At 40.8% G+C, this 22,616-nt stretch carries 20 protein-coding genes and 1 pseudogene; 8 read left to right on the top strand and 13 right to left on the bottom strand.

Annotated features, from left to right (window positions below):
* Positions 1–309, top strand: a pseudogene (gene istB, locus DU53_RS02510) (IS21-like element ISKol10 family helper ATPase IstB); the annotation flags it as partial.
* On the opposite strand, the gene DU53_RS02515 reads toward istB, so the two are convergent.
* Positions 289–1,026 (bottom strand): MFS transporter, encoded by a 738-nt coding sequence (locus DU53_RS02515; RefSeq protein WP_063727292.1) that lies wholly within the window; start codon positions 1,024–1,026, stop codon positions 289–291. The pseudogene istB and the gene DU53_RS02515 sit on opposite strands and share 21 nt — an antisense overlap.
* 356 nt (positions 1,027–1,382) lie before the next feature.
* Here DU53_RS02515 and DU53_RS02520 point away from each other — a divergent pair, with 356 nt between their 5' ends.
* From DU53_RS02520 to DU53_RS02530, 3 genes are read left to right on the top strand one after another with little or no spacing between them, the layout of a single operon-like run.
* On the top strand, positions 1,383–2,525 hold the full coding sequence (locus tag DU53_RS02520; RefSeq protein WP_063727294.1) for an acyl-CoA dehydrogenase: 1,143 nt from the start codon (positions 1,383–1,385) through the stop codon (positions 2,523–2,525).
* Between the two features lie 10 nt (positions 2,526–2,535).
* Positions 2,536–3,318, top strand: coding sequence for an electron transfer flavoprotein subunit beta/FixA family protein (locus DU53_RS02525; RefSeq protein ID WP_063727297.1), 783 nt, complete (start codon positions 2,536–2,538; stop codon positions 3,316–3,318).
* 12 nt (positions 3,319–3,330) lie between these two features.
* Positions 3,331–4,338, top strand: a complete 1,008-nt coding sequence (locus DU53_RS02530; RefSeq protein ID WP_063727299.1) for an electron transfer flavoprotein subunit alpha/FixB family protein — start codon at positions 3,331–3,333, stop codon at positions 4,336–4,338.
* A gap of 135 nt (positions 4,339–4,473) precedes the next feature.
* On the opposite strand, the gene DU53_RS13150 is transcribed toward DU53_RS02530, so the two are convergent.
* The 10 genes from DU53_RS13150 to DU53_RS02580 form a co-directional block, all read right to left on the bottom strand.
* Positions 4,474–4,599: a hypothetical protein gene (locus tag DU53_RS13150; protein WP_255358861.1), complete on the bottom strand. Its 126-nt coding sequence runs from the start codon at positions 4,597–4,599 to the stop codon at positions 4,474–4,476.
* Between the two features lie 70 nt (positions 4,600–4,669).
* Entirely contained in the window at positions 4,670–5,416 is a 747-nt protein-coding gene (locus DU53_RS02540) for a hypothetical protein (protein WP_063727303.1), read from the bottom strand.
* Between the two features lie 407 nt (positions 5,417–5,823).
* Entirely contained in the window at positions 5,824–6,381 is a 558-nt protein-coding gene (locus DU53_RS02545; protein WP_063727305.1) for a hypothetical protein, read from the bottom strand.
* Positions 6,378–7,517 carry a hypothetical protein gene (locus DU53_RS02550; protein ID WP_063727306.1) on the bottom strand — a complete coding sequence of 380 codons (1,140 nt, stop codon included), beginning with the start codon at positions 7,515–7,517 and terminating at the stop codon, positions 6,378–6,380. The genes DU53_RS02545 and DU53_RS02550 overlap by 4 nt, the downstream gene beginning before the upstream one ends.
* Positions 7,518–7,545: 28 nt before the next feature.
* Complete coding sequence (locus DU53_RS02555) at positions 7,546–10,866, bottom strand: MG2 domain-containing protein (RefSeq protein ID WP_063727308.1); 3,321 nt, start codon at positions 10,864–10,866, stop codon at positions 7,546–7,548.
* A complete protein-coding gene (locus DU53_RS02560; RefSeq protein ID WP_012745004.1) occupies positions 10,863–11,828 on the bottom strand; it encodes a DUF1175 domain-containing protein in 966 nt (321 codons plus the stop codon). Before DU53_RS02560 ends, DU53_RS02555 begins: the two co-directional genes overlap by 4 nt.
* A 318-nt stretch (positions 11,829–12,146) precedes the next feature.
* Positions 12,147–13,319: an enhanced intracellular survival protein Eis gene (eis, locus tag DU53_RS02565; protein WP_063727312.1), complete on the bottom strand. Its 1,173-nt coding sequence runs from the start codon at positions 13,317–13,319 to the stop codon at positions 12,147–12,149.
* Positions 13,320–13,985: 666 nt separating this feature from the next.
* Positions 13,986–15,242, bottom strand: coding sequence for an MFS transporter (locus DU53_RS02570; RefSeq protein ID WP_082853767.1), 1,257 nt, complete (start codon positions 15,240–15,242; stop codon positions 13,986–13,988).
* Between the two features lie 246 nt (positions 15,243–15,488).
* A complete protein-coding gene (locus DU53_RS02575; RefSeq protein ID WP_063727315.1) occupies positions 15,489–15,776 on the bottom strand; it encodes a hypothetical protein in 288 nt (95 codons plus the stop codon).
* 162 nt (positions 15,777–15,938) lie between these two features.
* A complete protein-coding gene (locus DU53_RS02580; RefSeq protein WP_012745011.1) occupies positions 15,939–17,195 on the bottom strand; it encodes an MFS transporter in 1,257 nt (418 codons plus the stop codon).
* Positions 17,196–17,663: 468 nt separating this feature from the next.
* On the opposite strand from DU53_RS02580, the gene DU53_RS02585 reads away from it, so the two are divergent.
* From DU53_RS02585 to DU53_RS02600, 4 genes are all read left to right on the top strand, one after another.
* Positions 17,664–18,758: a glycerol dehydrogenase gene (locus DU53_RS02585; RefSeq protein ID WP_012745012.1), complete on the top strand. Its 1,095-nt coding sequence runs from the start codon at positions 17,664–17,666 to the stop codon at positions 18,756–18,758.
* A 106-nt stretch (positions 18,759–18,864) separates the two neighbouring features.
* On the top strand, positions 18,865–19,161 hold the full coding sequence (locus tag DU53_RS02590) for a DUF2250 domain-containing protein (protein WP_063727316.1): 297 nt from the start codon (positions 18,865–18,867) through the stop codon (positions 19,159–19,161).
* A gap of 118 nt (positions 19,162–19,279) precedes the next feature.
* Positions 19,280–19,462 carry a MarR family transcriptional regulator gene (locus DU53_RS02595; RefSeq protein ID WP_012745014.1) on the top strand — a complete coding sequence of 61 codons (183 nt, stop codon included), beginning with the start codon at positions 19,280–19,282 and terminating at the stop codon, positions 19,460–19,462.
* A 240-nt stretch (positions 19,463–19,702) separates the two neighbouring features.
* Entirely contained in the window at positions 19,703–20,677 is a 975-nt protein-coding gene (locus tag DU53_RS02600) for a PHB depolymerase family esterase (RefSeq protein WP_012745015.1), read from the top strand.
* Between the two features lie 25 nt (positions 20,678–20,702).
* On the opposite strand, the gene DU53_RS02605 is transcribed toward DU53_RS02600, so the two are convergent.
* The gene (locus DU53_RS02605; protein ID WP_012745016.1) at positions 20,703–21,395 is read right to left on the bottom strand and encodes an aspartate/glutamate racemase family protein; all 693 of its coding nucleotides are present in this window, start codon (positions 21,393–21,395) and stop codon (positions 20,703–20,705) included.
* 49 nt (positions 21,396–21,444) lie between these two features.
* On the bottom strand, positions 21,445–22,616 hold a 1,172-nt coding region (locus tag DU53_RS02610; protein WP_153020800.1), incomplete at its 5' end, for a folylpolyglutamate synthase/dihydrofolate synthase family protein.

Consider the following 22,616-nt stretch of genomic DNA (forward strand, 5'->3'; position numbering starts at 1 on the left):
CTAATAATAGACGAACTGGGATACCTGCCACTGGATACAGAAGGAGCGAAGCTATTCTTTGAACTAGTAAGCCAGAAATACGAACAAGGAAGCATAATCCTGACATCCAACAGAAGCTTTACCGAATGGGACAAGATATTCGAAGACGAAGTATTAGCAACAGCGGTATTAGATAGACTCTTACATCATTGTACAATTGTCAACATTCGTGGAAAAAGCTACAGACTGAAAGAAAAACAGAAAACGGGGCTTGTTGGTATACAGACGACGATTGATAGAAGTGACAAACTACGCAAATCTGATCGATGAAACTACGCAATTTTGTTCGATGTTTTTATGCTTTTTTGGTCGATGTTGACACACCTTTCTATTTGACATTTTGCTTCCAGAGTTTTTACTCAAAGGTCTCCATCCATCAGGAGGGTTTTTCACTAACCAGGCCCCAAAAAGGGAGAAAGCGGAAGTCATAACGGCCAAAATTAGAAAGGTACCGTTTATTCCAAAAAAAGGTATCAGGTAATCTACTTTAAGAGGTGCAAAAAGCAAAGCTGATAATCCAAAACCCATTACTGCAAATGAAACAGCGAGCCCGGGCTTGTCCGGGAACCATTTTCTTACAGGCGGAGCAACGCTAGCGTAAGTTAATCCACAAGCCGTTCCGCCAATTATCCCATAAGTTATAACCAGCCACCAAAGGTAAGGAATTCGATCAATAAGAGACGCCAAACCGTATGCAAGAAAGAATAATCCGGAACCAAACATAGCAGCTTTTCTGGGCCCCGCCTTATCTTGAAACCTTCCAGCAGGAACCATGACGATTGCGAACACAACCATAAAAACGGTAAACGGTAATGTCGCTTGTGCTTTTGTCCAACCATATTTTTCCATCAATGGAAGGATAAAAACACCCCATGAGTAGGAAGCCCCACCCATTAACGCAAGCAAGAATCCTCCAAAAGGTACGCTCCATCTTCTTGCTAAATACTTCTCAAATTGCTTCACATGTAATCCCTTTCCTTTGTCCATACCTTCTCCTCCTGACCCCTCTTAAAGTATTCTTAAAAAGTATTGTTTATCACCTCTATTTACTATTGTTTTCGCTCTCCTTTTGTTAACACTCACCATCACTTTTGCTAATGCTATATTACACAATTCATTCCTGAATCTTCTCGAATGAATCAAAACGTGCATCACAACTCGTGTATATGATTATTAAGAAAATTTGTTATCTTTATTTTTTGAGGCCTGTATTTTTTTCTCATATCTTAACTTCCCGATTTCTTTACATTCCCGTTTGCATTCTTTATACATTCTTAATCACTTCTCATAAGTATTTCTTTTTACTTGAATTGTGAAAAAATTCACATTAGGAGGTGGCTGAGTTGGAGTTTCAGCTCAGTAAACAACAAAAGATGATAAAGAAGATGGTCAGAGAGCTTACTGAAAATGAGTTTAAACCAATCGCTAAAGAAATAGATGAAACCGGAAGATTCCCACACGAAAACGTTGAAAAACTCAGGAAGTACGGATTGTTAGGAATGAATATACCAAGGGAATATGGCGGGGCGGGTGCAGACGAATTGAGTTATGTAATCGCGATTGAAGAGATTTCAAGATATTGCGCGACAACAGGAGTAATATGTTCTGCACACAATTCGCTGGTATGCTGGCCTATTTATTACTATGGCACAGAAGAACAGAAAGAGAAGTTTTTAAAACCGCTTGCAAGAGGCGATAAATTGGGAGCTTTTGCACTCACTGAACCCAACGCCGGAAGTGATGCCGCAAATCAGCAAACCAAGGCAGTAAAAGAGAACGACTATTGGATAATCAACGGCTCAAAAATCTTCATTACAAATGGAGGAATGGCAGATATATACATCATTTTTGCAAAGACAGACGCGTCAAAAGGACCTAAGGGTATCTCCGCATTCATAGTGGAAAGGGACTCACCAGGATTCAAAATCGGCAAGATTGAAAGCAAAATGGGGATTAGAGGATCTGCAACGGCTGAGTTAATCTTCGAGGATATGAAAATACCTGAAGAAAATCTCCTTGGTAAATTGAACGACGGATTCAAAATTGCCCTAAAAACTCTGGACGGCGGAAGAATCGGAATAGCAGCGCAGGCACTGGGAATCGCCCAGGGCGCTTTTGATGAAACGGTGAATTATATAAAGCAAAGGGAACAATTCGGCAGGCCCATTGCCAAGTTCCAATCCGTGCAATTTGAAATCGCTGAAATGAAAACAAAACTCGAGGCTGCGAGAGCTTTAGTATACAATGCCGCTCTAAAAAAGATGCACAGCAATGATTATACGTTAGAAGCTGCAATGGCAAAATATTACGCTTCTGATATCGCCATGGAAATTACAAGAAAGGCCGTTCAGTTACACGGAGGATATGGATATACAAAGGAATATTGTGTCGAAAGAATGATGAGAGACGCAAAAATCACCGAAATCTATGAAGGTACAACCGAGGTACAGAAAATCGTTATTGCCGCAAAAGTCCTAAATAGGTGAGGTGACAAAGGTGGAGATAATTGTATGTATTAAGCAGGTCCCAGATACAACAGAACTAAAAATTGACCCGATAACCGGAACACTGATAAGAAAAGGTGTCCCGAGTATCATGAATTATGATGATAAAGCGGCTTTAGAAGAGGCATTGAAACTAAAGGATTCGTACAATGCAAAGGTAACCGTTATCACCATGGGCCCGGAACAGGCGAGAGAGGTTCTGGAAGAGGCTCTTGCTATGGGCGCGGATCAGGCTATTTTGTTGAGTGATAAAAGATTCAGCGGCGCCGATACCTGGGCAACATCTTCCACCTTGGCAGCGGCAATTAAAAAGCTGAGCTTTGATGTTATCTTCACAGGACGCCAGGCTATCGATGGAGATACCGCACAGGTCGGTCCTCAATTGGCTGAAAAATTGAACATTCCACAGGTTACATATGTGAGGAAAGTCAAGTTTGACGGTCGCGAATTCATAGTGGAAAGGGAAATAGAGGATGGATTTGAAATAGTGAAAGTCAACCCTCCTGTACTGTTCACTGTTGTAAAGCAAGCCAACAAACCCAGATATATGTCAATACGAAAAATTGTGGAGGTTTGTTCTGAAGACAAAATAACTACATGGAAATACGAAGACATAGAAATAGATGAAAATCATATCGGATTAAAGGGTTCACCCACAAAGGTAAAAAGAACATTTATCCCGGAACCGAAAGGAAGAGGAAAGATCTTACAGGGGTCATTGGAAGAACAGCTCACCACTCTAATAAATGAACTAAAAGAAAAGCATTTGCTCTAAAGGAGGATGAAAATGCCGAGAACAGATAATATCGCTGAATATAATGGTGTGTGGGTATTTGCAGAACAAAGAAACAATTTATTGAATCCTGTTGTGCTCGAACTTCTGAGAGAAGGTAAGAAATTGGTTAAAAAGTTAGATACTGAGTTAACAGCAGTTCTGTTGAGCCATCACGCTGACAGATTAGCCAGAGAGTTGATTGACTATGGTGCGGATAAAGTAATATATCTGGAAAATGAATTGTTATGCACCTATTCGACTAATATATACACAAAACTCATTTCGAATCTTGTTTTGGAAAATAAACCTGAAATATTTTTGATAGGTGCAACACACATTGGACGCGACCTGGCTCCGAGAATAGCGGCAAGAATAAATACAGGCCTTACAGCAGACTGTACGAGCCTCGATTTAGATGAAAACAGAAACTTATTACAAACAAGACCGGCTTTCGGCGGAAACATTATGGCCACGATAATCTGTCCGGATCACAGGCCGCAGATGGCAACAATAAGGCCTGGAGTTATGGAAAAAGCAGAAAAAGACACTAACAATAAAGGTGAAATAATAAAGATAAATCCTGAAATATCCGCAACGGAATCTCTTGTAGAGGTACTTGATGTAATAAGGAAAAAGGCAGAATTCGACATCACTGAAAGCGATGTTATCGTAGCCGGTGGTAGAGGACTTCGAAAAGCAGAAGGATTCAAACTATTACAAAGTTTAGCGGAGCTCCTGAACGGAACAATCGGTGCCTCAAGAGCAGCCGTTGAAGCTGGATGGATAGATCAAAGCTACCAGGTTGGTCAAACAGGAAAAGCTGTTCGCCCAAAGATTTATATTGCCTGCGGTATTTCAGGTGCAATTCAACATATTGCTGGTATGCAGGATTCAAAATGCATAATAGCCATTAACAAAGATCCATCGGCTCCAATATTTAAAATCGCGGATTATGGGATCGTCGGAGATCTGTATGAGGTGATTCCTTGTTTGATAAATAAACTGAAAACATTACGTTAGCTTTTATAAGATCTCCATCGATATTGCGTCAATAAAGACACCAGAAGGTGCTCGAAAACTCTGGTGTATGGATTTTTTCACGTGTGTTTTTGCCAAAAGCACTAACAAAAAGTTATGCAGAATTTTGGATAAAAATCAATTTCTTTGTATAGTAATACTTTCAAAAGCAACATCTGAATCGAACCATTTACCGATTCCCACGCGTCCCGTGGGATAGTGAGTATCCCTAAAATTAAGAACTTCAATACCATTAAAAGTCATAGTAAAATGATCTCCTTTTGTTGTAATAGTTATGTAGTGTTTTTCTGGCCTTCGCGGAAAGGTCCACCCACTACCCATATCTCTGAATTTTTTTTCGCGCTACCCAAACCTCGCTATTACCACTCACACGGATAGCTGAAAAGCAGCTGTTGACCATCTCAATTGAAAAGACATAATAGGTGGACCCGGTTGCTCTCACTATTATTCCGTATCCTTCACCTCTTGAGAATGTTGCAACAACGTTTACTGAGTAATCTGTCCATGTTTCTTCACCCGGAAGTAAGGAAATCGTTCGACTGAGTGTAGTTGCCATGAGACCTTTATCTGTTATCCTCCACGGCCATCCTAATCCTATTGTGCTGAGATCAAAATCTTTATCAAAAAAACATGAACCGTAGGTTGGCGAAGAAATGCCTCCTGGATTATCAAAAACAAACATATAACACGCCGTCATACCCTCAAAACTACTTTTACCGCCATCTATAAAGTTATAGCTACCCTCAGGAACTGTTCCGCTAACATCTGGAAGCTTTTTTTGCAACACTGATAGATCAACATCTTCTGAGGTAAAAACAACAAACTCAAGCTTTTCGTCAACTTCCTTCCACGCTACACCGTAATTTTCAGAATCAACATCCCTTGCTAAATCACTTATATTAGTTGGAAGCTCATTATCTAGATATATTCTGTCTGTTATCGATTGAGAAAATATTTTAAAGTTAGTAGCAACTTTTGTGACTTTCCCATCTTTAACAACATTTAATGCAACCGGAACAACTACAGCTACTAATACAACTATAATTCCAAGAACAATCAAAAGTTCAACAAATGATAGTCCTCGTTACCTCATAATTTACCTCCTTATATGTGGGTTCATGATATATATATCTATATTTTTCACACGCAAATTTATACCAATACCAAACAAGGGCAGAACATGTTCTGCCCCTACAATAAAAAACTTCGCTTTATTACAGTCATGCAGGTATAACTTATCTTCTGAACTCGATTCAGAAGCTGCGACGATTTCTCAATACCCTTTATATATTACCTTTTCAATATTCTTACCCGCCGCAGGCGCACATCAACTGCGCAGCAGTTCGGGTCAACTCCGAAGGAGTTCGTGACAACTCTGAAAGAGTTCGGATCAATCCCAAAAGGGATTCGTGTCCGCCGCGCAGCGGCTCTCTCGGTTCTCGGATCTCGGACTCTCGGATCTCGTCTTTAAAAACGTCCACCATCAGATCCCGGAAAGAGTTTCACAAGTTCTTCGAAGGAGTGTTCTTGTAGCAGTAGGCTTACACGTTTCCAGGCGGTGAAACTGTACTTCTGATAGGAATAAAAATCAAGTTTTGACGGATCCACAGTTTCGATATCTGCCATTTCTTTCATATTAGCTCCCATCCATTCACAAGTTACAATACACACCAATCCCTCTTCTACCCAGTAAGAAAATCCATACCTTCTAAAGACAATGTGAGATAATTCGTGAGCAATAGTTCTTATAGGATCGTAATTAAGAGACAGGGGCTGCATGAAAATTGTATCATCTCTAACACCTGCCAGAACCCAGTATGGTAAACCAGATAAACGGCAGAACTCACCGGTACTATCGGCAATTATTACCGTATAAACAGTTTCAGTGGCTTTCTCACCAGTCAAGCACTCAAGCCGGTAACGATAATCTTCAAGTCCATTGTCGTACCAGGAAACGGTGGCAGCCCGATAACCCAGGCCAACCACCGATATAACTAACACAACAAGTACAAAGACCTTTTTCATCTCTCTTTTACTTCGATTACTGCACCCTCAGTGAAAGCAAAAAATTCTTCTTCATACATTGCCCAGCATTTTGCAGGAGGTATTATATAAACCCCGGGCGCGATCAATCGATAACTTGTGCGTATCGTATTTTTACTGATATACCTGAAGAAATAAGCGACCCTGTCAAAACGGCGCTCAATGAAGCTTGCATCTGGATATCTGTAAGTGTAGAATTTGTCGTAGAACCATTCACGCCTTGCACCAACCACAGAAGTATCAGTAACAAGCGCTGCAGAAGGTACAGGATCTTCTATAACAACATAAGGTAGATATTTCTTGTTTGAAATATCAGTCTCAACGATTATCAAGTCTCCCACTTTTAATTCTGGCGTACGTTCCTTTATCTTCACAATGTAATAAGATTCCTCAGCCTCATCCCTTACGAAAATTCCCTCTTCATTCACACCAAGGATTTCTGGTCTCATCAGGAACCATCCCAGGTGATTATCTCCAATCATAAGCTCCCCATCATTGAAATGAACCTGTTGGCCATCTATGACAACAACGGGATTTAAGCTCAATTCTTCGTATTCTCCAGGATTAAATCTATTTATGCTGTATATCCTGTATGGTGAATCTATTTCAACCTCCAACTTCTGCCCTTTCTCCGTGCCTTCCTCTACATATTCGACTTTCCTGAACACTCTCGTCAACTTGAAACCATTTCCCATTGCCTTCATCATTTCCATTGGATAGTAGAAGTCACCTATGAGGTTCAACCAGATAGGTTCAGACACTGAAACAATGAACTTCCCCGTTTTCAACGGAATGCTGATTTGTTCACCTGCGTGTACTGTGTCATCAAACAAAACCTTATCTCCCTGGCGAACAGCTACTTTCGTATCTTCATAAAGCGATCTCTCACCAAAAGTACTCAGTTCCATCACCGCAAGGACGGTGGATATTGTTCTTGACCATCTGCCACCAATGCTCAACGACAGTATCTTGTTTGCAACAGCTGTAATGCTTTCATCCGGATAATCCAGTTTTTGCAGCAATTCAAGCAGGAAACTCAGTGTTACGGTATCATCGAAGAAATAGTTAAAAGTATTTTTGAAAATCCGATTTGATTCAAGGTCTATAGAATCCCACAAAGTTCTGAGATACTCTTGAGCTGCTGCTTTATCTCCTGTTTCGCAGAATGCGAGCGACTATCAAAATCACTAACGCAGGGTCTTTTTTCGGAAGATAAGGCTTAAATTCGTAGTTGTATCTCTTCGCATAAAGTGATATAACGTATTGTGCAAAAGGATTGCTCTTGTTTCGCTTCAGGTAATCAAACCCCATCTTTTGTACGCTGTCGTTTATTTTCAAGTCGGCCTTCTCGGCAAGATAAAAACCATACATAACGTAAGCGGTCATAAAATCGTCAGAACTATCATCTTTCCACCATCCCCATCCTCCATCATAATGCTGGAATCCATAGAGTCTTTTTAGACCATAATCAAGGTATTCATCCACTTTTTTCCGGAAACTCTTATCGCCGTAGGAAAGCAGTCTCTTTGCAGCTATCAGGGGAAGCCATTTGCTCATGGTTTGTTCAACACAGCCATAAGGATATTTAACCAGATATTTTATTGCGCTAAAAAGCTCCCGGTTAAGATCGTTATTTATGATCAACTCACCCTTGAAATTGTCGGGAACAATTATCTCCCTTTCACTCTTCATAAAGAGTTTGTAAGACTGTTCACGTTGTACGAATCGCGGTTTGATTCTTATCTTTTTTTCGATACCGTCTGAAAATTGACCACCGGTAAAGACAAATCTGAGAGTCGCTTCATCGCTTGTTAGCGGTGGTATTTCCTTGATTCTGACCTTGAATCTCAATGTAGCTGCTGAACCAGCCTCGATTGAAATCTCTTTGCTTTGCTTAATACAGTCTTCCAGTTCAAAGAAGTATCGCCCCTTTATATCCTGATCTGTATGGTTATTCACAAGGAAAGAGAGGTAAGCCTCATCACCTGAAATGAAGAACTCCGGAAGGTAGCTGATTACATCAACAGGTTTTTTAGTCTCAAATTCGGAATTCGAGTAACCAAAGCTACCGTCTTTCATCGCTGCCAATGCCCTTATTGTCCATTTGTCAAGATTATCCGGGAGCGTAAATGTAATAGTCGCAACTCCAGAACTATCAGATATACCAACAACTTGCCATAATGCCGTGTCAGAAAAATCCTTTCGGATTTGTTCTTCAACAGTAGGCGGCAGATAGTTCGCATTGGATCCGATTTCAGTCAAAACAGGTCTAAAAACCTTTGATTCCGCTGCAATGTAATAATCACTCGTGTAATTTATCAGGTTCGAAATTGAAGGGTAAAAACTGTTTTTAACGGTATCAAGATCTAAGAAGCGCATTGTTACAAAACTATTCTGAACACCCGAACCAAGGGTTTCCTTCCAGCTATCCCTTCCTTTTTCGAACACATCCAGAAGTGCCTGAGAAACCACCGCTACCGTGAAACTCGTTTCAACAGGTTTCCCATTATTATCGGTAACCTTTAACTTGAGAGAAACCTGAGATCCGGGCAAATAAACAGGTTCATTATGGATACTCAATCGGTAATATCCTTTTTGATCCTTAACTTTCACGATTGTCTTTTTCTCATATGTAGTATTTTTATCCTCTAAGAAACTGATAACTTCAAGGGCAAAGGTACCAAAGATATAGCTCTCGGGAATATCAAGAAGAACGGTATTTTTTCCTCTCTTCGCAGTAACAACCTTGGAGTACAAAACGCCAGAAAAATCGGCAACAAACCACACATCTGTCTCTTTTGACGCTTCAAATTCAATTTCTAGAGGTTTACCTGGAACAGCGTCCGGGATCTTTTTGATGCTCAATAATGTCTTTTTTTCTGAAGATACCAGTTCATCTTTATAATCTAGCCTTACTTCATATTTCGCGCCGTCTTCTCCAATCAAAGTCAGATAAACATCTTTGTCAACAGGAAGATTCTCGAGGGGAACTGTAAAACGAACACCTCCGGATTCGTTTGTCTTCATCTTGAAATCGTAGATATATACCTTCAGCTTCTTTTCCTTATATTCGCCATTTATTTTTTCATAGTATTTCAGTAAGTACCATACCTTTGCCTCAAAGGTTTTCGAAACCGGTGAATTATCCAGATCAATTGTTTTTACGTCGAAAACTATTTGCGAATCCTCTTTGGTATATTCCACTTGAAAACGGTATGGTGCCGTTACCACGCTGAATGGAATCTGGTACTGTGATTCCATTCCTGTATCATCCGAAACAGTTACCATCATCGTGTAATCTCCCGGTTCTAATTCTTTACCGTAACCAATTACTGTACGTCCCTTATTATCTAAAAAAGTCTTACCTGTATCGATAAACCGGCCGTTCTGCAGAATAGTGTAGACAACCTCTCCCCTTATAACCGGATCCCCATAATAATAAGAAGCACTAACTCTGACAGTTATAGGTGATCCTTTCTGGAAATATCTCCGGGTTGGTTCGACCTCCGCCTTGAATGTCGGCTTTTTATAATCCGCTATCTTAAAGTAGTAAACATATTCCTGGTTTTTGTCATCTTTCTTCCAGTTGAGTACCAGCTTGTAAGAGCCCCTTAACATCTCGGAGTTCGTTTCAAACTTTCCGGTGTAAGAAAGAAATTCATCCAGAGCTATGTCCTTTTTAAATACTTCCCTGTTGAGCGGATCGAGGATCTTCAGATTTACATTTTCGAGATTTTCCGCAAGAGAATAACCCTTCGATGTAATTGTCCTGAAGAAAAATCGGTAATTGACAGTTTCACCTGCTTTATATGCAGGCCTATCGGTAAACACAAAAACCATAGTGCTTGATGGAACGCTCTCGCTAAGTTTGCCTGGTTTCCATAAAAAATAACCCTCTTTCGAAGCAAAGAGCAAAGTGCGGTTTTCATCGATCATGTCCGTGATTTCAACCACACCATCGACACCGCTTTCCGACAGCAAGCTGCCATCTTCGAGTCTATACACCTTCAGATCTTCAACAAGTTTTCCCGTCTCTCGATTCCAGGTAGCTATGAGTAATTGATTTTCTGTTGCCACCACTTTAGGTGATAAATTCCTGTACAGCATTATGAAACGTTCTGTCATCCTTTCGGAGTCGATGACAACATAGTTTATGCCTTTCAAATCCTCAAAGGGCAGTTCTATTTTCATACCCGGATGACTCTGTACTTTTATGACCTTCGCTGGTTTGGCAGGGATTATTACGTCTGAAATCTTCTTTACGCCAAAGATATTTTCCGGCTTGAGCTCGTATATGGAAATAACTATTGTTCCATCGTATTCTTCAGGATAAATGGCCGGGATTTCCTTTGCGTCTTTGAACTCAACGATGATATCGTTCACCCTTTTAACATAATCCCTCACAGTGAAAGAAAAAGCCATCACTGTCAACATAACAAGAAGAAACACAACCACACTCTTTTTCATCTAATCTCCCCCTCCCCGAGAATTTTCAGTCTGTATATTCCAAGAAAGCACGTATTCTCTCTGATTGGTAACCACTGAATGGGCATAATACGCATATAATCATCAAGCCTCCATAACTTTATCTTTCCGGGATCTTCCTCGGATACCGGTCCTGTATGGTACACAAGCCCTTCACCGGTATAAATCATGGTATGGAAAGTTACCGGATTGGGATTGTGAAAAAACAGCAAGTCTCCGGGTAAAGCAGCGCTTAAATCAAATCCAACGAAGTTGACATTGTATTTCAAAATAGCATATGCGGTGGCGAAAGAACTCAGTCTATCCTTTCCAACAACAAATATATTCGTTCCTCCAACGGGTGCTTCAGGATAATTGTAGGCACTGACATCAGGAATGCTTCTCAGGTCTACTCCCGTTTTTTCAAGCCAGATCTCAGGATCGATTCCTGTTTCTTGAAACCACTTTTTGTTATGGTGCTTAAGAGCCTCTTTCATCGCAAAACGTACCAGGCCAGCACAATCGCGCTGATTTTCTCTCCAATTCGGTGAAAGCTGAAGGCTCTGGCAAAGCGCTATATTAACAAACCACGATCTGAGAATATAACTGTCTTCTCCCTTCAAAACAAGCTCGTCAGGAAAACCATCCGAATTATCATCTTTCCAGGATTCAAAATGAAGCTGTACACTTTTTCGATGCTTGATCTCGCGGTTATACAGGATGGAAATAGAGACATCTTTGGCTATTACCCGGAACAGATAAATGTTTTTGTCAGGAAGAACCCTTTTCTCTTCGAGGGTTACTCCGGCGTAAGAAAGAGAATCGATTTGCTCGAAAGGGCAGGTGGGTGCAGACACAACAAGCAAGCTGCCAACACGAGAACCGCAGGATACGTCAAGATCTGTCTTTACAACCCTCTCGACCGAAAGGTATACAAATGAAAAAATCGCAACAAATGCGAACATAAAAACTAAATAAAGAAAATCCCTATCTCGCACTACCCTCACACCGCTTAATATACTAAATTTGAATAACAAACATCATTTTTATTTCTTTAAGTGTTCTTGTGGATTTTTGACTAACAAACAATATGTTTGGTTCAATATATTTTAAATATACCAGAAAATATGTGTAAAATTTTTCGCTTTTATCCACTCTTTTAGAAAATAAAAAACATAACAACTGGTTCACAGCATCATTCGCTACCTGACAAAAATTTTAATTTTTCCAGCATAGAAGACACAGCAAGAGAGCAGTTACGCTGCGATAAAAACCTTCTTCTATCAAAACGGCTCCAAATTGAACGTTACAACCTTAGGCAGGTCCTGCCCTCTATAATCTTCAAAAACCTGTACCCTACCGGCTTCTATCATTTCTTTGAAGCTGGTAAATCCGGATATTATCGAGGAGAGACAGCTTACATCACACTCTATATCAGGGGATTTTGTTGATCTTGATATTCTCAAGAAACCTCCCTCTGCCTTGATTTCAAAGTTTCCGGTGTTCTCTTCAGAGAATTTGTCGTTGACTGAAACAATTAGTGGTTCCAGTTCAAAATCAACAGACAATCCATCCAGCTTTTCCACGGAGACTATCCTTATCATTCCTGCATTGCCAATTTTTTCTTCTGAAGGTTGATCGGAGAGATAAGGCCAGAGAAGAAAATCTTCCGGAAGGACCATCCTGAGTTTTGTAACTTGCAGAGATAATCTCTTCAGATAATTCAGCATTGTTTCTTTGGTTTCGTTGTCGTTGTAAATGAAGTCTTTCACGGTTACAATAGATTCAAACATTGCCTCGCCACTTGAAAGGTAGAGTGCCATCATTCCGACTATTTTGCCATCTCTTTCGAACTTCACGACGCCATTAGCTGCTTCATTGTTGGAAAGCTCAAGATGCCTTTTCCAGTGATGGTCATCCCTCAAAGCCAGGTTGTATTCTTTCCTCGCGTGCTCGTTGTAAAACTCTTTACAGACTTCATCTGGAAATTTCAGATACTCCGCGGTAATTGAAGGATTTTCCTTTGCTATTAATGAGCCTGGACTAAGAAGAACAAGCTTCTTCCTGAAGAACAACTCCCAGCCATATTTTCGGTAAAAACTGACATTGAATGGATACAACATGGATACAACCATACCTTTAGCGCGCATCGTTTCAATAGATTTTTCAAGCATAAAACGAATTGTTCCCTTCCCTCTGTAATCAGGTCTTGAACAGACCAAACCGATTCCTCCCATGGGAATCATTGAGTTTCGGAAACGTATTTGAAAAGGATAAAGCAAATAAGCTGCAACAAGCTTATTAGAATCATAGACACCGTATATCTCTGTTCCGCTGGACAAACCAGTGTCTATAAATCTCTTAATAAGCTCTTGCTCTGTTCTTTTTACCGCGAAGGAAAAATATGCCATTTCCATCAGGGCTTCCACATCATTACTTTTCCGGTATTCGTACATTTTATCCCTCCTCGAAAATCGTTGTGGGTTGTGCGTTGTAGGTTGTACGTTTCCAAATCCTTACCTTAAACCTGATCTTCAAAATACTTAGCCGCACGGAGTTGCGCAGAGCCGTAGTGAAGCCACGCATGGCCTGGGCACAACAGCCCAGCATAGCAGCTATGAAGCAGCATGCAGCCTCTCAAGCGTCGTTCCGTCAACTGACAGCGTTGCAAACCTCAACCTCGTGAGCGTCAGCCTCAGCAAGCCTCCAGAGCGTAGCTTCATGCGTCTAAATCTTTTTCCAACTCCAGAGGAGTTCGCACCCCCAGCGCAGCTGGGCATACCCCCGGCGTTAGCCGGGCTTACCTGGCAGAAAGGCCACCCATACCACTTTGGTTCTTTCGATGCGCGAAGAGCATGCGCGCCATGCTGACTGCGTCAGGACTAGCACACTTTGTGTGGACTTGCGCTCCTTCGTCGCGGCTGTGCGGCTCTTCGAGCCGGACTAAAGCATGTTCTAATCCGCCGCAGGCGCGTGTCAACTGCGAAGCAGTTCGTACCAACTCCGAAGGAGTTCGAAACACTGGCGAAGCCAGTCGTAACCACGCGAAGCGTGCTTACCAGCTGACAGTCTCGGTAAGCGCCAGGAGCGTAGCTCCACGCATCAATCACTTTCGTTAATTCTCAAGCATAACTTGCTTCTCCACTTATTACATTAAGTTTTCCTGTTACAACGAAGGCAACAGACACCGCAAGGCTTAAAGATAACGCCGTCAACACAAGATAGTGTGCTGGTACATGATCAACCAGGAATCCATACGTTGCTGTTCCTAGTGGTAAGACGAGTCGCGACATCACTGCAAGCACTGAAAATACTCGTGAACGAACTTTTGTGGGAATCGCCTTCTGGAAAAAAACCCTTATCGGTGTACCCACAAAGGCGTTCAATAACCCTGTTGCTATTAAAGGAAGGGCAATGGCAACGAAATACAACCATGTAACCCCTCCAAAGAATTTCACTCCCCAGGGGAAGATCAAAATATTAAAGATATATACTGGTACCATTTGACCAAATAGTCCGAACTTAAAAAGCCTACCAGGATTTCGTTTCGCAAAAAATGAGGCAATCAACAGATTACCGATGAGATTCCCAATAATCCAGCATGAGTTTAGGATACCATATTGTTGACTGTTAAATCTGACAACTGTTCTCGCAAAATAAGGAAATACAACTATAAATGAGGGAATAAAAAGAAAATCGACTATCATGAGAAATATCATTACCGTAAACACATCTGACCTTACTTTCAAAAACGCAAACCCATCTTTGAGATCCTCAAAGAACTGCTCAACGGACATTTTCTTTCTTTCTGTTGTCTGCTTATACTGGATGAAGATCTCGCTGATCCCGGATACTACAAATGACGTAGCATTCAATATAAGAACAACGCCTATCCCAAGTGGATAAAGAACGCCTCCCATTGCTGGGCCTACGATATAACTTAAATTGTTTATAGCACCGAGTATTGAATTTGCTCTCGTAAGCTGCTCTTTAGGAACAATGTCCGGAAGCATTGCACTGGTAGCCGGACCAAAGAAGGTATCCATGATTGCCATCGCAAATTGCGAAATGTAAATAACAGGAAGTGTGAGCATATTCCTGTACGCCAAAAAAGCGAGAAAAAATATCAGTGCTCCGCGGGCAAAATCCATATAAATCATGATAGCCTTTCTGTTAAATCTATCGCCAACCACACCGGCTATTGGTGCCAGAATAATCACTGGAAGCATCGACATAATCAAGAATGTCCCCATCATCGTTCCGGAACCTGTGATATCAAGAATATAAAGCGAAAGAGCGAGTGACTGTATCCCACTTCCTATTAAAGACACAAGTCTACCCATTGCATACAGCCAGAAATTTCTTAAACTACTTTTCACACTATCACTCCTTTACAAAAAAACCGTTGTAGGTTGTACGTAAAAAACGAGATCCGAGATCCCGAGATCCGAAAAGGCTACTTCGCAGCGGACACGAATCCTTTTGGGATTGATCCGAACTCTTTCAGAGTTGTCACGAACTCCTTCGGAGTTGACCCGAACTGCTGCGCAGTTGATGTGCGCCTGCGGCGGAAAGCAGCTACGCTGCTGAAGTGCTTGACTACGTCTTGAAAGCTTCAGACACTGTCATTCGTTAGAAGTCAACGGATACCTGTCATTCTGGAGATGTTTAATCCAGAATCTTAATCCGCCACTGTCATTCTGGAAATCTTCTATCCAGAATCTGTGCCTCTTAACTACGAGATCCTGAATCAAGTTCAGGATGACAGTAGGGAACAAGTGTCGGGTTAGCGAGACGCGATGCCCCTCTTCGTCATTCTGGAGATGTTTAATCCAGAATCTTAATCCGCCACTGTCATTCTGGAAATCTTCTATCCAGAATCTGGGTCTCTTAAGTACCAGATCCTGAATCAAGTTCAGGATGACCGACCTTATTTTCGAAACGTGTTTAATGATTTTCGTTCTTTTGGTTCTATCCGCCGAAGGCGCTTGTCAACTGCGAAGCGTGCTTACCAGCTGACAGCCTCGGCAAACCTTCGGGGCGTAGCTCCGCGCATCAATCAGCTTTATTGATTCTCAAGCGCAACTTGTCTCTTTTCGCAAAATGTTCAGCTTTCCAGCCATAAGGAAAGGAATAGTCGCTATAACAGTCATAATCAGTGCTATTAAGACAAGGTAGTGGACCGGCATATGGTCAACCAAAAATCCGTACAATGCCGTTCCTAAAGGCACGATAAGCTGTGACATTACCGAAAGCACCGAGAAGACACGCGAACGTACATCCGTAGGGATTGTCTTCTGGAAAAAAACGCTCAAAGGTGTATTTACAAACGCATTTAACATTCCTGTTGACATGAAAACAATGGCAAGCGTCCCGAGATACAGCCACGTAGCTCCTCCGAAAAATTTTGCACCCCACGGAAACATCAGAATATTGATGATAAAAAATGTGATAATTTGACCAAAAAGTCCAATATCAAAAAGTTTTCCAGGTTTACTTTTTGAAAGGAACGAAGCAATCAATAGATTCCCTATAAGGCTACCCACAACTCCGCTTGACCTGAAAATACCAAACTGCTGACTACTGAAGCCCATCACTGTCCTCACAAAGTACGGAATTGCAATTACAAGTACAGGTGTCAGGAGAAAATTTGTTATCATAGCAAACAGCATTACCGTGGATATGTCCGACCTTTCTTTCAAAAAGGCAAAACCACCTTTGAGATCTTCAAAGAATTGTCCAGCAGACATTTTCTTTTTTTCCGTCGTTTGTCTGTAATGAATAAATATTTCGCTGATTCCGGATACTATAAACGACGCAGCATTTATTATGAACACTATTCCTATTCCCAACGGATAGAGAACCCCACCCATTGCAGGACCTACGATATAGCTAATACTGTTTATTGCTCCTAGTATCGAATTAGCTCTTGTAAGATTTTCCTCGGGCACAATATCTGGAAGCATTGCACTGGTAGCCGGATCAAAGAAAGTATCCATGATGGACATTATAAGTTGTGAAATATATATAATACTGAGAGACAATGTGCCTCTGTACGCCATAAAAGCCAAAAGGAATATCAAAACACCACGAGCGAAATCCATATAGACCATGATGGCCTTCCTGTTAAACCTGTCACCAATAACACCAGCGATGGGTGCAAATACGACCCTTGGAATCATCGACATTACCAGGAATGTACCCATCATCGTTCCGGAACCCGTGAGATCAAGAACATAAAGTGAAAGTGCGAGCGACTGTATCCCGCTTCCTATTAACGATACAAGCCTACCCATTGCATACAACCAAAAATTTCTCAAAGGATTTTTCACACCATCACCCCTCGAAAAACATTTCTATTATGTGTTTGAATATTATCACATTTATTGTTATGTTTTCAAGTGGGTATTCAAAATTTTTGAACTTTATCAGTGAATAATTATAATTTTTATTCTCAAAATTAGATAAATGAGTAGACACAAAAACTTGCGGAAGTTGTCTTTTTTAAAGGAGTACATAAATTCGAGGTAATTTTAGAAACAACCTGAACAAAGCAAAGGATCGAAATTATATCAATCTTAATATTAAACATTTTTACATATTTATCTGTAATATCTCGTGCACGCATTTATTTTTTTAAACTATTGTCGGCGTTACCAATATTTCATGATTCGCGACACGTTTTTTCTTATAAAAGAACCTAACCTGAAAAAATAAAGAAAACTTTTCTGTGTTAAAGTGAAGATGAAAAAACAAAAAGATATAAGTACCATATCCCAACCAAAAGGGAGGTAAAAAGCATGATCAGTACGACTATTTTTCCGGGTCGCTACGTTCAGGGTAGCGGTGCTTTGGAAAGATTAGGATCGGAAATGGTACGATTTGGCAAGAAGGGATTCGTAATCTGTGATTCTTTCGTTTTAGAAAATCTTTTGCCTGACTTCAGGCAGAGTATGGAACAGTCTCTGGAAGTAGTTGTAGAAAAATTCGGCGGTGAATGCTCTGATGAAGAAATAAGCAGGCTGGCTGACCTGGCCAAAGGTGCCGGTTGCGAACTCATCGTTGGTATAGGTGGAGGCAAAACGCTCGATACGGCCAAAGCAGTTGCCTACGAACTAAAGCTCCCTGTCGTCATCGTTCCAACCCTTGCTTCAACAGACGCACCTTGTAGCGCTCTTTCAGTGATATATACACCCAACGGAGAATTCAAAAGATATCTGATTCTGCCTAAAAACCCCGATCTTGTATTGGTAGACACCAAAATAATTGCTCAAGCACCAGCCAGATTCCTGGTTTCAGGTATGGGTGATGCACTGGCTACCTGGTTCGAAGCTGAATCGTGCATGAAAAAGTACGCCAAAAACATGACCGGTAACGTAGGTTCTATGACCGCTTACGCTCTGGCAAAGCTCTGCTATGAGACCCTGCTTGAATACGGTGTTGCTGCAAAATCATCTTGTGAAGCCAACGCCGTAACACCCGCTTTAGAACACATCGTAGAAGCAAACACACTGCTGAGTGGCTTGGGTTTTGAAAGCGGCGGCTTGGCTGCAGCACACGCTATCCACAATGGTCTTACGGTATTAGAGCAAACTCACAAATATTATCACGGTGAAAAAGTTGCATTTGGTACCCTCACGTCCCTGTTCCTTACAGATAAACCAAGAGAAATCATTGATGAGGTCTATTCTTTCTGTGAATCCGTAGGCTTGCCCACCACACTTGCAGACATTGGGCTCGACGGTGTTTCAGACGAGGAACTCATGAAAGTAGCGGAAGCGGCATGTGCCGAAGGGGAAACCATACACAACGAACCCATTCCTGTCACTCCTGAAGCTGTTTATTCTGCTATCAAAACCGCAGACGCTGAAGGTAAAAGGAGAAAAGCGGTTTGATTGAAGTAGGTTTACTCACAGGTGGTCAAATAAATAAAGATATGTTCCCTGGATAACGAAGAGTCAATTTTAAATTTTATTTTACGGCTTAATTTGGAGTGAAATGATGAAAACTTTACCTTGGGAAATCTTAGAGGAAGAAGATTGGAAGATTTTAAAAGATCTCTACTCTACGGCACCGGATTGTGCCAAATTTTTGTCAAGACGCCTTCGTTTAGATCTCGGAGAAACTATGAGAAGGCTTCGGACGCTTGAAAGCAAAGGCTTCTTGGAAAGGGTTGAAGGACGATTTCTCAAAAAAAAGGGCCTTCGAAAACCCAAACACATGAATCACACTTACTACGAATTGACGCGCCCAGCAAGGCTTTATTTACGCAAAATACTTTTTGAAGAGCAAAAATAAAATGTACATAGGAACCCTAAACAAGAAGTCCATTTGCTTGTCTATTACATTTATTGAGAAATTTCTTATAATAAACTATGAGGTTATACATTATCTTGATTAAAGGAGGTGTAAAAGGATGGAAGACAAGAAAGAAGTGGTGTTTGAGGCATTGAAAAAAGCAGGAAAACCATTAAGACCTGGAGATATTGCAAAGATGACAGGTATCGATAGCAAGGAAGTATCGAAGGTTATAAAAGAGCTAAAAAGCGAAGGTAAGGTTGAATCGCCAAAAAGGTGTTATTACGCACCAAAGGATTAAAAAGATACGTTTGTTCAAAGAATAGAAAAAACCATATCTTAAAGAGAATACATTAACCCGAGGTGGATCTGTTTCTTATGATCCTTTCGGGTTAACGTATTGCTTTATACAACAAAAATCTGTGCCCTCGAAAAGTTTGAGTTATTCTCAAAATCAAACAAAATTGCTCAATTCTCCGTCAAATCTCTTGTGAAGAAGCTTGATGGCATGAACAGTCTTCGTAATAGAAGGAGGTTATACATGAAGCATTTATACGCGAAAGTAGTTATCGTCTTTCTCGTTGTGGTTTTATCTGTATCAAGTTTCTGCGGAATTTTCGATGAAGCCGACCTGCTACCTGGAACTCACTCGATCTTTTTTAATTACAGTGGACATCAACGGCATTTCTACATCCACATACCGGAAAAGAAGAGGTATGAAAAATACCCGGTTGTTATTATGCTGCATGGAGGTGTTAGTAATTCCAAATTCTCCATGAAACGTTTTGGTTGGATGGAACTTTCAGATAAGGAAGGTTTTATAGCTATTTTCCCAGATGCCTTGCCTCCTATTGGTGGGTCATCTCCCGACAATACCATTTTTAGGCCGCAATCCTGGTGGGAAGGGTTGAATATCGATCCACGAAAGCTGGTTTTTAACGATTCAGTGGATGATGTCGGGTTTATAGCCACAATTATACAGGAGCTAAAATCAGAAGATTTAATCGATGAAAAGCGCGTTTTCCTCACCGGATATTCTAATGGAGCTACAATGGCCATGTTTCTCGGGCTTAAACTTTCAAATGTTATAGCAGCGGTCGCACCTGTTTGCGGTTTATATGTTCCTAAAGATCAACAAAAGATTTCATCACCAATTTCGGTGATGGTCATCATTGGTATGGACGACCCTTTCAATCCTTATTATGGGGGACTTATTCTACCGCCATGGTCTATAAAAATAGTCAAGAAACCACCTGTTGAAACCACTATCATGAAGTGGGTAAACTTACTGGGGCTTCCTGAACAGCCAGTTGAGCAATATGAAAATGAAGATGAGAAGTTCGTACTATACTCCAATGGTGAAACCGATTTTTATTTTCATGTATTCAAGAAATTAGGACACTTCTGGCCTCAGGCTGATTTAGACTATCCTTTGTGGTATTTCGGCGGAAGATATGATGAAATAAATGCCACAGAGATGATCTGGGAGTTTTTCAAGAAGCATCCAAAACGATGATTTTTTTCAGATCTGCTTTCTATTACTACTCCAGTGCTTTTTTCAGGGCAGCTCTTGCCAGGATTCTTGTGGAATCCAGAGTTGGTAGGGGAGATTCTTCCGGTATCACCAGCAAAGGTATCTCTGTACAGCCAAGCACAACGGCATCGCAACCCTGGTCCTTCAATTTACCGATTACTTCGTTAAAGTACGCTCGAGATTCAGGATAAAAGCGACCATAAACAAGCTCGTTGAAAATAATTTCATTGATTCGTTCCCTATTTTTTGTCTCAGGGATTCTGTACCCAATACCCGCAGCATCAAGTTTTGCAGGATAAACGGGAGACTCCATCAAAAAGCGTGTGCCCAAAATTCCAAGGCATTTATAGTTCTTTCGTTTTGCTTCAGCAGCAACTTCTTCAGCAATATGAAGCCATGGAATCGGAGATTTCTCGACAACAAGATCAAATGCATGATGAATTGTATTGTCAGGACATATAGCAAAATCAGCCCCGGTTTTGGCCACTTTATGTGCTGAAGCCACCATCAAATCAGCCACTCTTTGCCAGTCACCTGCTTCAATGTATTGCATATACTCCTCAAAAGAGAAGGTATGCATAGTAATCTCGGGGTGAGCGTATTTTCTTCCTATTAAGTTTTCACCTTCTATGCAGATTGTGCGGTAACAAAGAGCTGCTCCCTCAGCACTGCATGCAACTATTCCAATGTGTTTAGCCATACTTCCACCCCTAAAGGTTAATTGGTGAAGCACCAATAAAGCATACTCATCATAATAAAAACTTTCTCGCCTCTCCTACAGTATACAGAGAACCGGTAACACAAACTATATCATTTTCCTTTGCTTCACTTAAAGCTAATTCTAGCGCAGTTTCCACATCTTCAACAACACTGATGTTTTTGTTAAATTTAACTACAATCTCACGCAAATCATGAGATGTAGTAGCTCTCGGGGTTTTTGGAGATGTAGCCACCACTTTATATGCCAGTGGAGCAAGTTCTTTTACGATTTTTTCTACTTCTTTGTCCTTCATAATCCCGATTACCAATATCAGCTTATCCTTCTTTTCAAGAACCTCCATAAGAGCTTCTTTTAGTCTTTTTGCAGCCAGATGATTGTGAGCACCATCTAAAACCACCATGGGTGCATCCTGTACTATTTCAAATCTGCCAGGCCAGAATGTGTTTTCCAAACCTTTTCTGATACTTTCATCACTGATCTCAATATCATAAAATCTAAGAATCTCTATCGCACCAACGGCACAACTGGCATTTATCAGCTGGTATTTTCCTAATAGTGGTATCTTTAAGTTGTCGGACTCAGAAAAGATTCCCTTTACATTGAATCTTTGCCATTTGAGATCTGAATTCACGAATTCGTACTTTATATCCCTTCCTATCTGATAAATCCTTGCCCTCTTTTCCTCACCTATTTTCTTAATAACATCGAGCGCTTCCCCTTCTGCTGCTGTAACCACGAACCCATTTTCTTTGATAATCCCGGCATCTTCTTTCGCGATAGAGGTTATATCGTTTCCCAGAATATCCATATGGTCATAGTCACTATTTGTTATGACAGAAACCAGAGGCTTAACTACATTTGTAGCGTCATTCTCTCCACCCAATCCTACTTCTAAAACAGCAAAGTCTACTTTTTGCTGTTTAAAATAAACAAAAGCCATCGCAGTCACAACTTCAAAAAAAGTAGGAGACCCGAATTTAGAATTGGCTACCTCTGTAATATGTGGTCTGATTTTATTCAAAATCTCTACCACAACCTCTTCTTTTATTTGAAGTCCATTTATGGTCATTCTTTCAGTAAAATCAATCAAATGCGGTGAAATATATGTTCCTACTCTATATCCTGCTTCTTTCAGTATAGAACTTATAAAGCAACGGTAGAACCTTTGCCATTTGTACCCGCAACATGAACAACATTGAG

The sequence above is a fragment of the Kosmotoga sp. DU53 genome (assembly GCF_001639905.1).
In the GTDB taxonomy this organism is placed as follows: Bacteria; Thermotogota; Thermotogae; order Petrotogales; family Kosmotogaceae; genus Kosmotoga; species Kosmotoga olearia.

What these genes read in the sequence shown, in the direction of transcription:
- DU53_RS02515 (WP_063727292.1), bottom strand. Translation starts at nt 1,026, where the DNA reads ATGGACAAAGGAAAGGGATTACATGTGAAGCAATTTGAGAAGTATTTA.
- DU53_RS02530 (WP_063727299.1), top strand. Translation starts at nt 3,331, where the DNA reads ATGCCGAGAACAGATAATATCGCTGAATATAATGGTGTGTGGGTATTT.
- DU53_RS13150 (WP_255358861.1), bottom strand. Translation starts at nt 4,599, where the DNA reads ATGACTTTTAATGGTATTGAAGTTCTTAATTTTAGGGATACTCACTAT.
- DU53_RS02545 (WP_063727305.1), bottom strand. Translation starts at nt 6,381, where the DNA reads ATGAAAAAGGTCTTTGTACTTGTTGTGTTAGTTATATCGGTGGTTGGC.
- DU53_RS02555 (WP_063727308.1), bottom strand. Translation starts at nt 10,866, where the DNA reads ATGAAAAAGAGTGTGGTTGTGTTTCTTCTTGTTATGTTGACAGTGATG.
- DU53_RS02560 (WP_012745004.1), bottom strand. Translation starts at nt 11,828, where the DNA reads ATGTTCGCATTTGTTGCGATTTTTTCATTTGTATACCTTTCGGTCGAG.
- eis (WP_063727312.1), bottom strand. Translation starts at nt 13,319, where the DNA reads ATGTACGAATACCGGAAAAGTAATGATGTGGAAGCCCTGATGGAAATG.
- DU53_RS02585 (WP_012745012.1), top strand. Translation starts at nt 17,664, where the DNA reads ATGATCAGTACGACTATTTTTCCGGGTCGCTACGTTCAGGGTAGCGGT.
- DU53_RS02590 (WP_063727316.1), top strand. Translation starts at nt 18,865, where the DNA reads ATGAAAACTTTACCTTGGGAAATCTTAGAGGAAGAAGATTGGAAGATT.
- DU53_RS02595 (WP_012745014.1), top strand. Translation starts at nt 19,280, where the DNA reads ATGGAAGACAAGAAAGAAGTGGTGTTTGAGGCATTGAAAAAAGCAGGA.
- DU53_RS02600 (WP_012745015.1), top strand. Translation starts at nt 19,703, where the DNA reads ATGAAGCATTTATACGCGAAAGTAGTTATCGTCTTTCTCGTTGTGGTT.
- DU53_RS02605 (WP_012745016.1), bottom strand. Translation starts at nt 21,395, where the DNA reads ATGGCTAAACACATTGGAATAGTTGCATGCAGTGCTGAGGGAGCAGCT.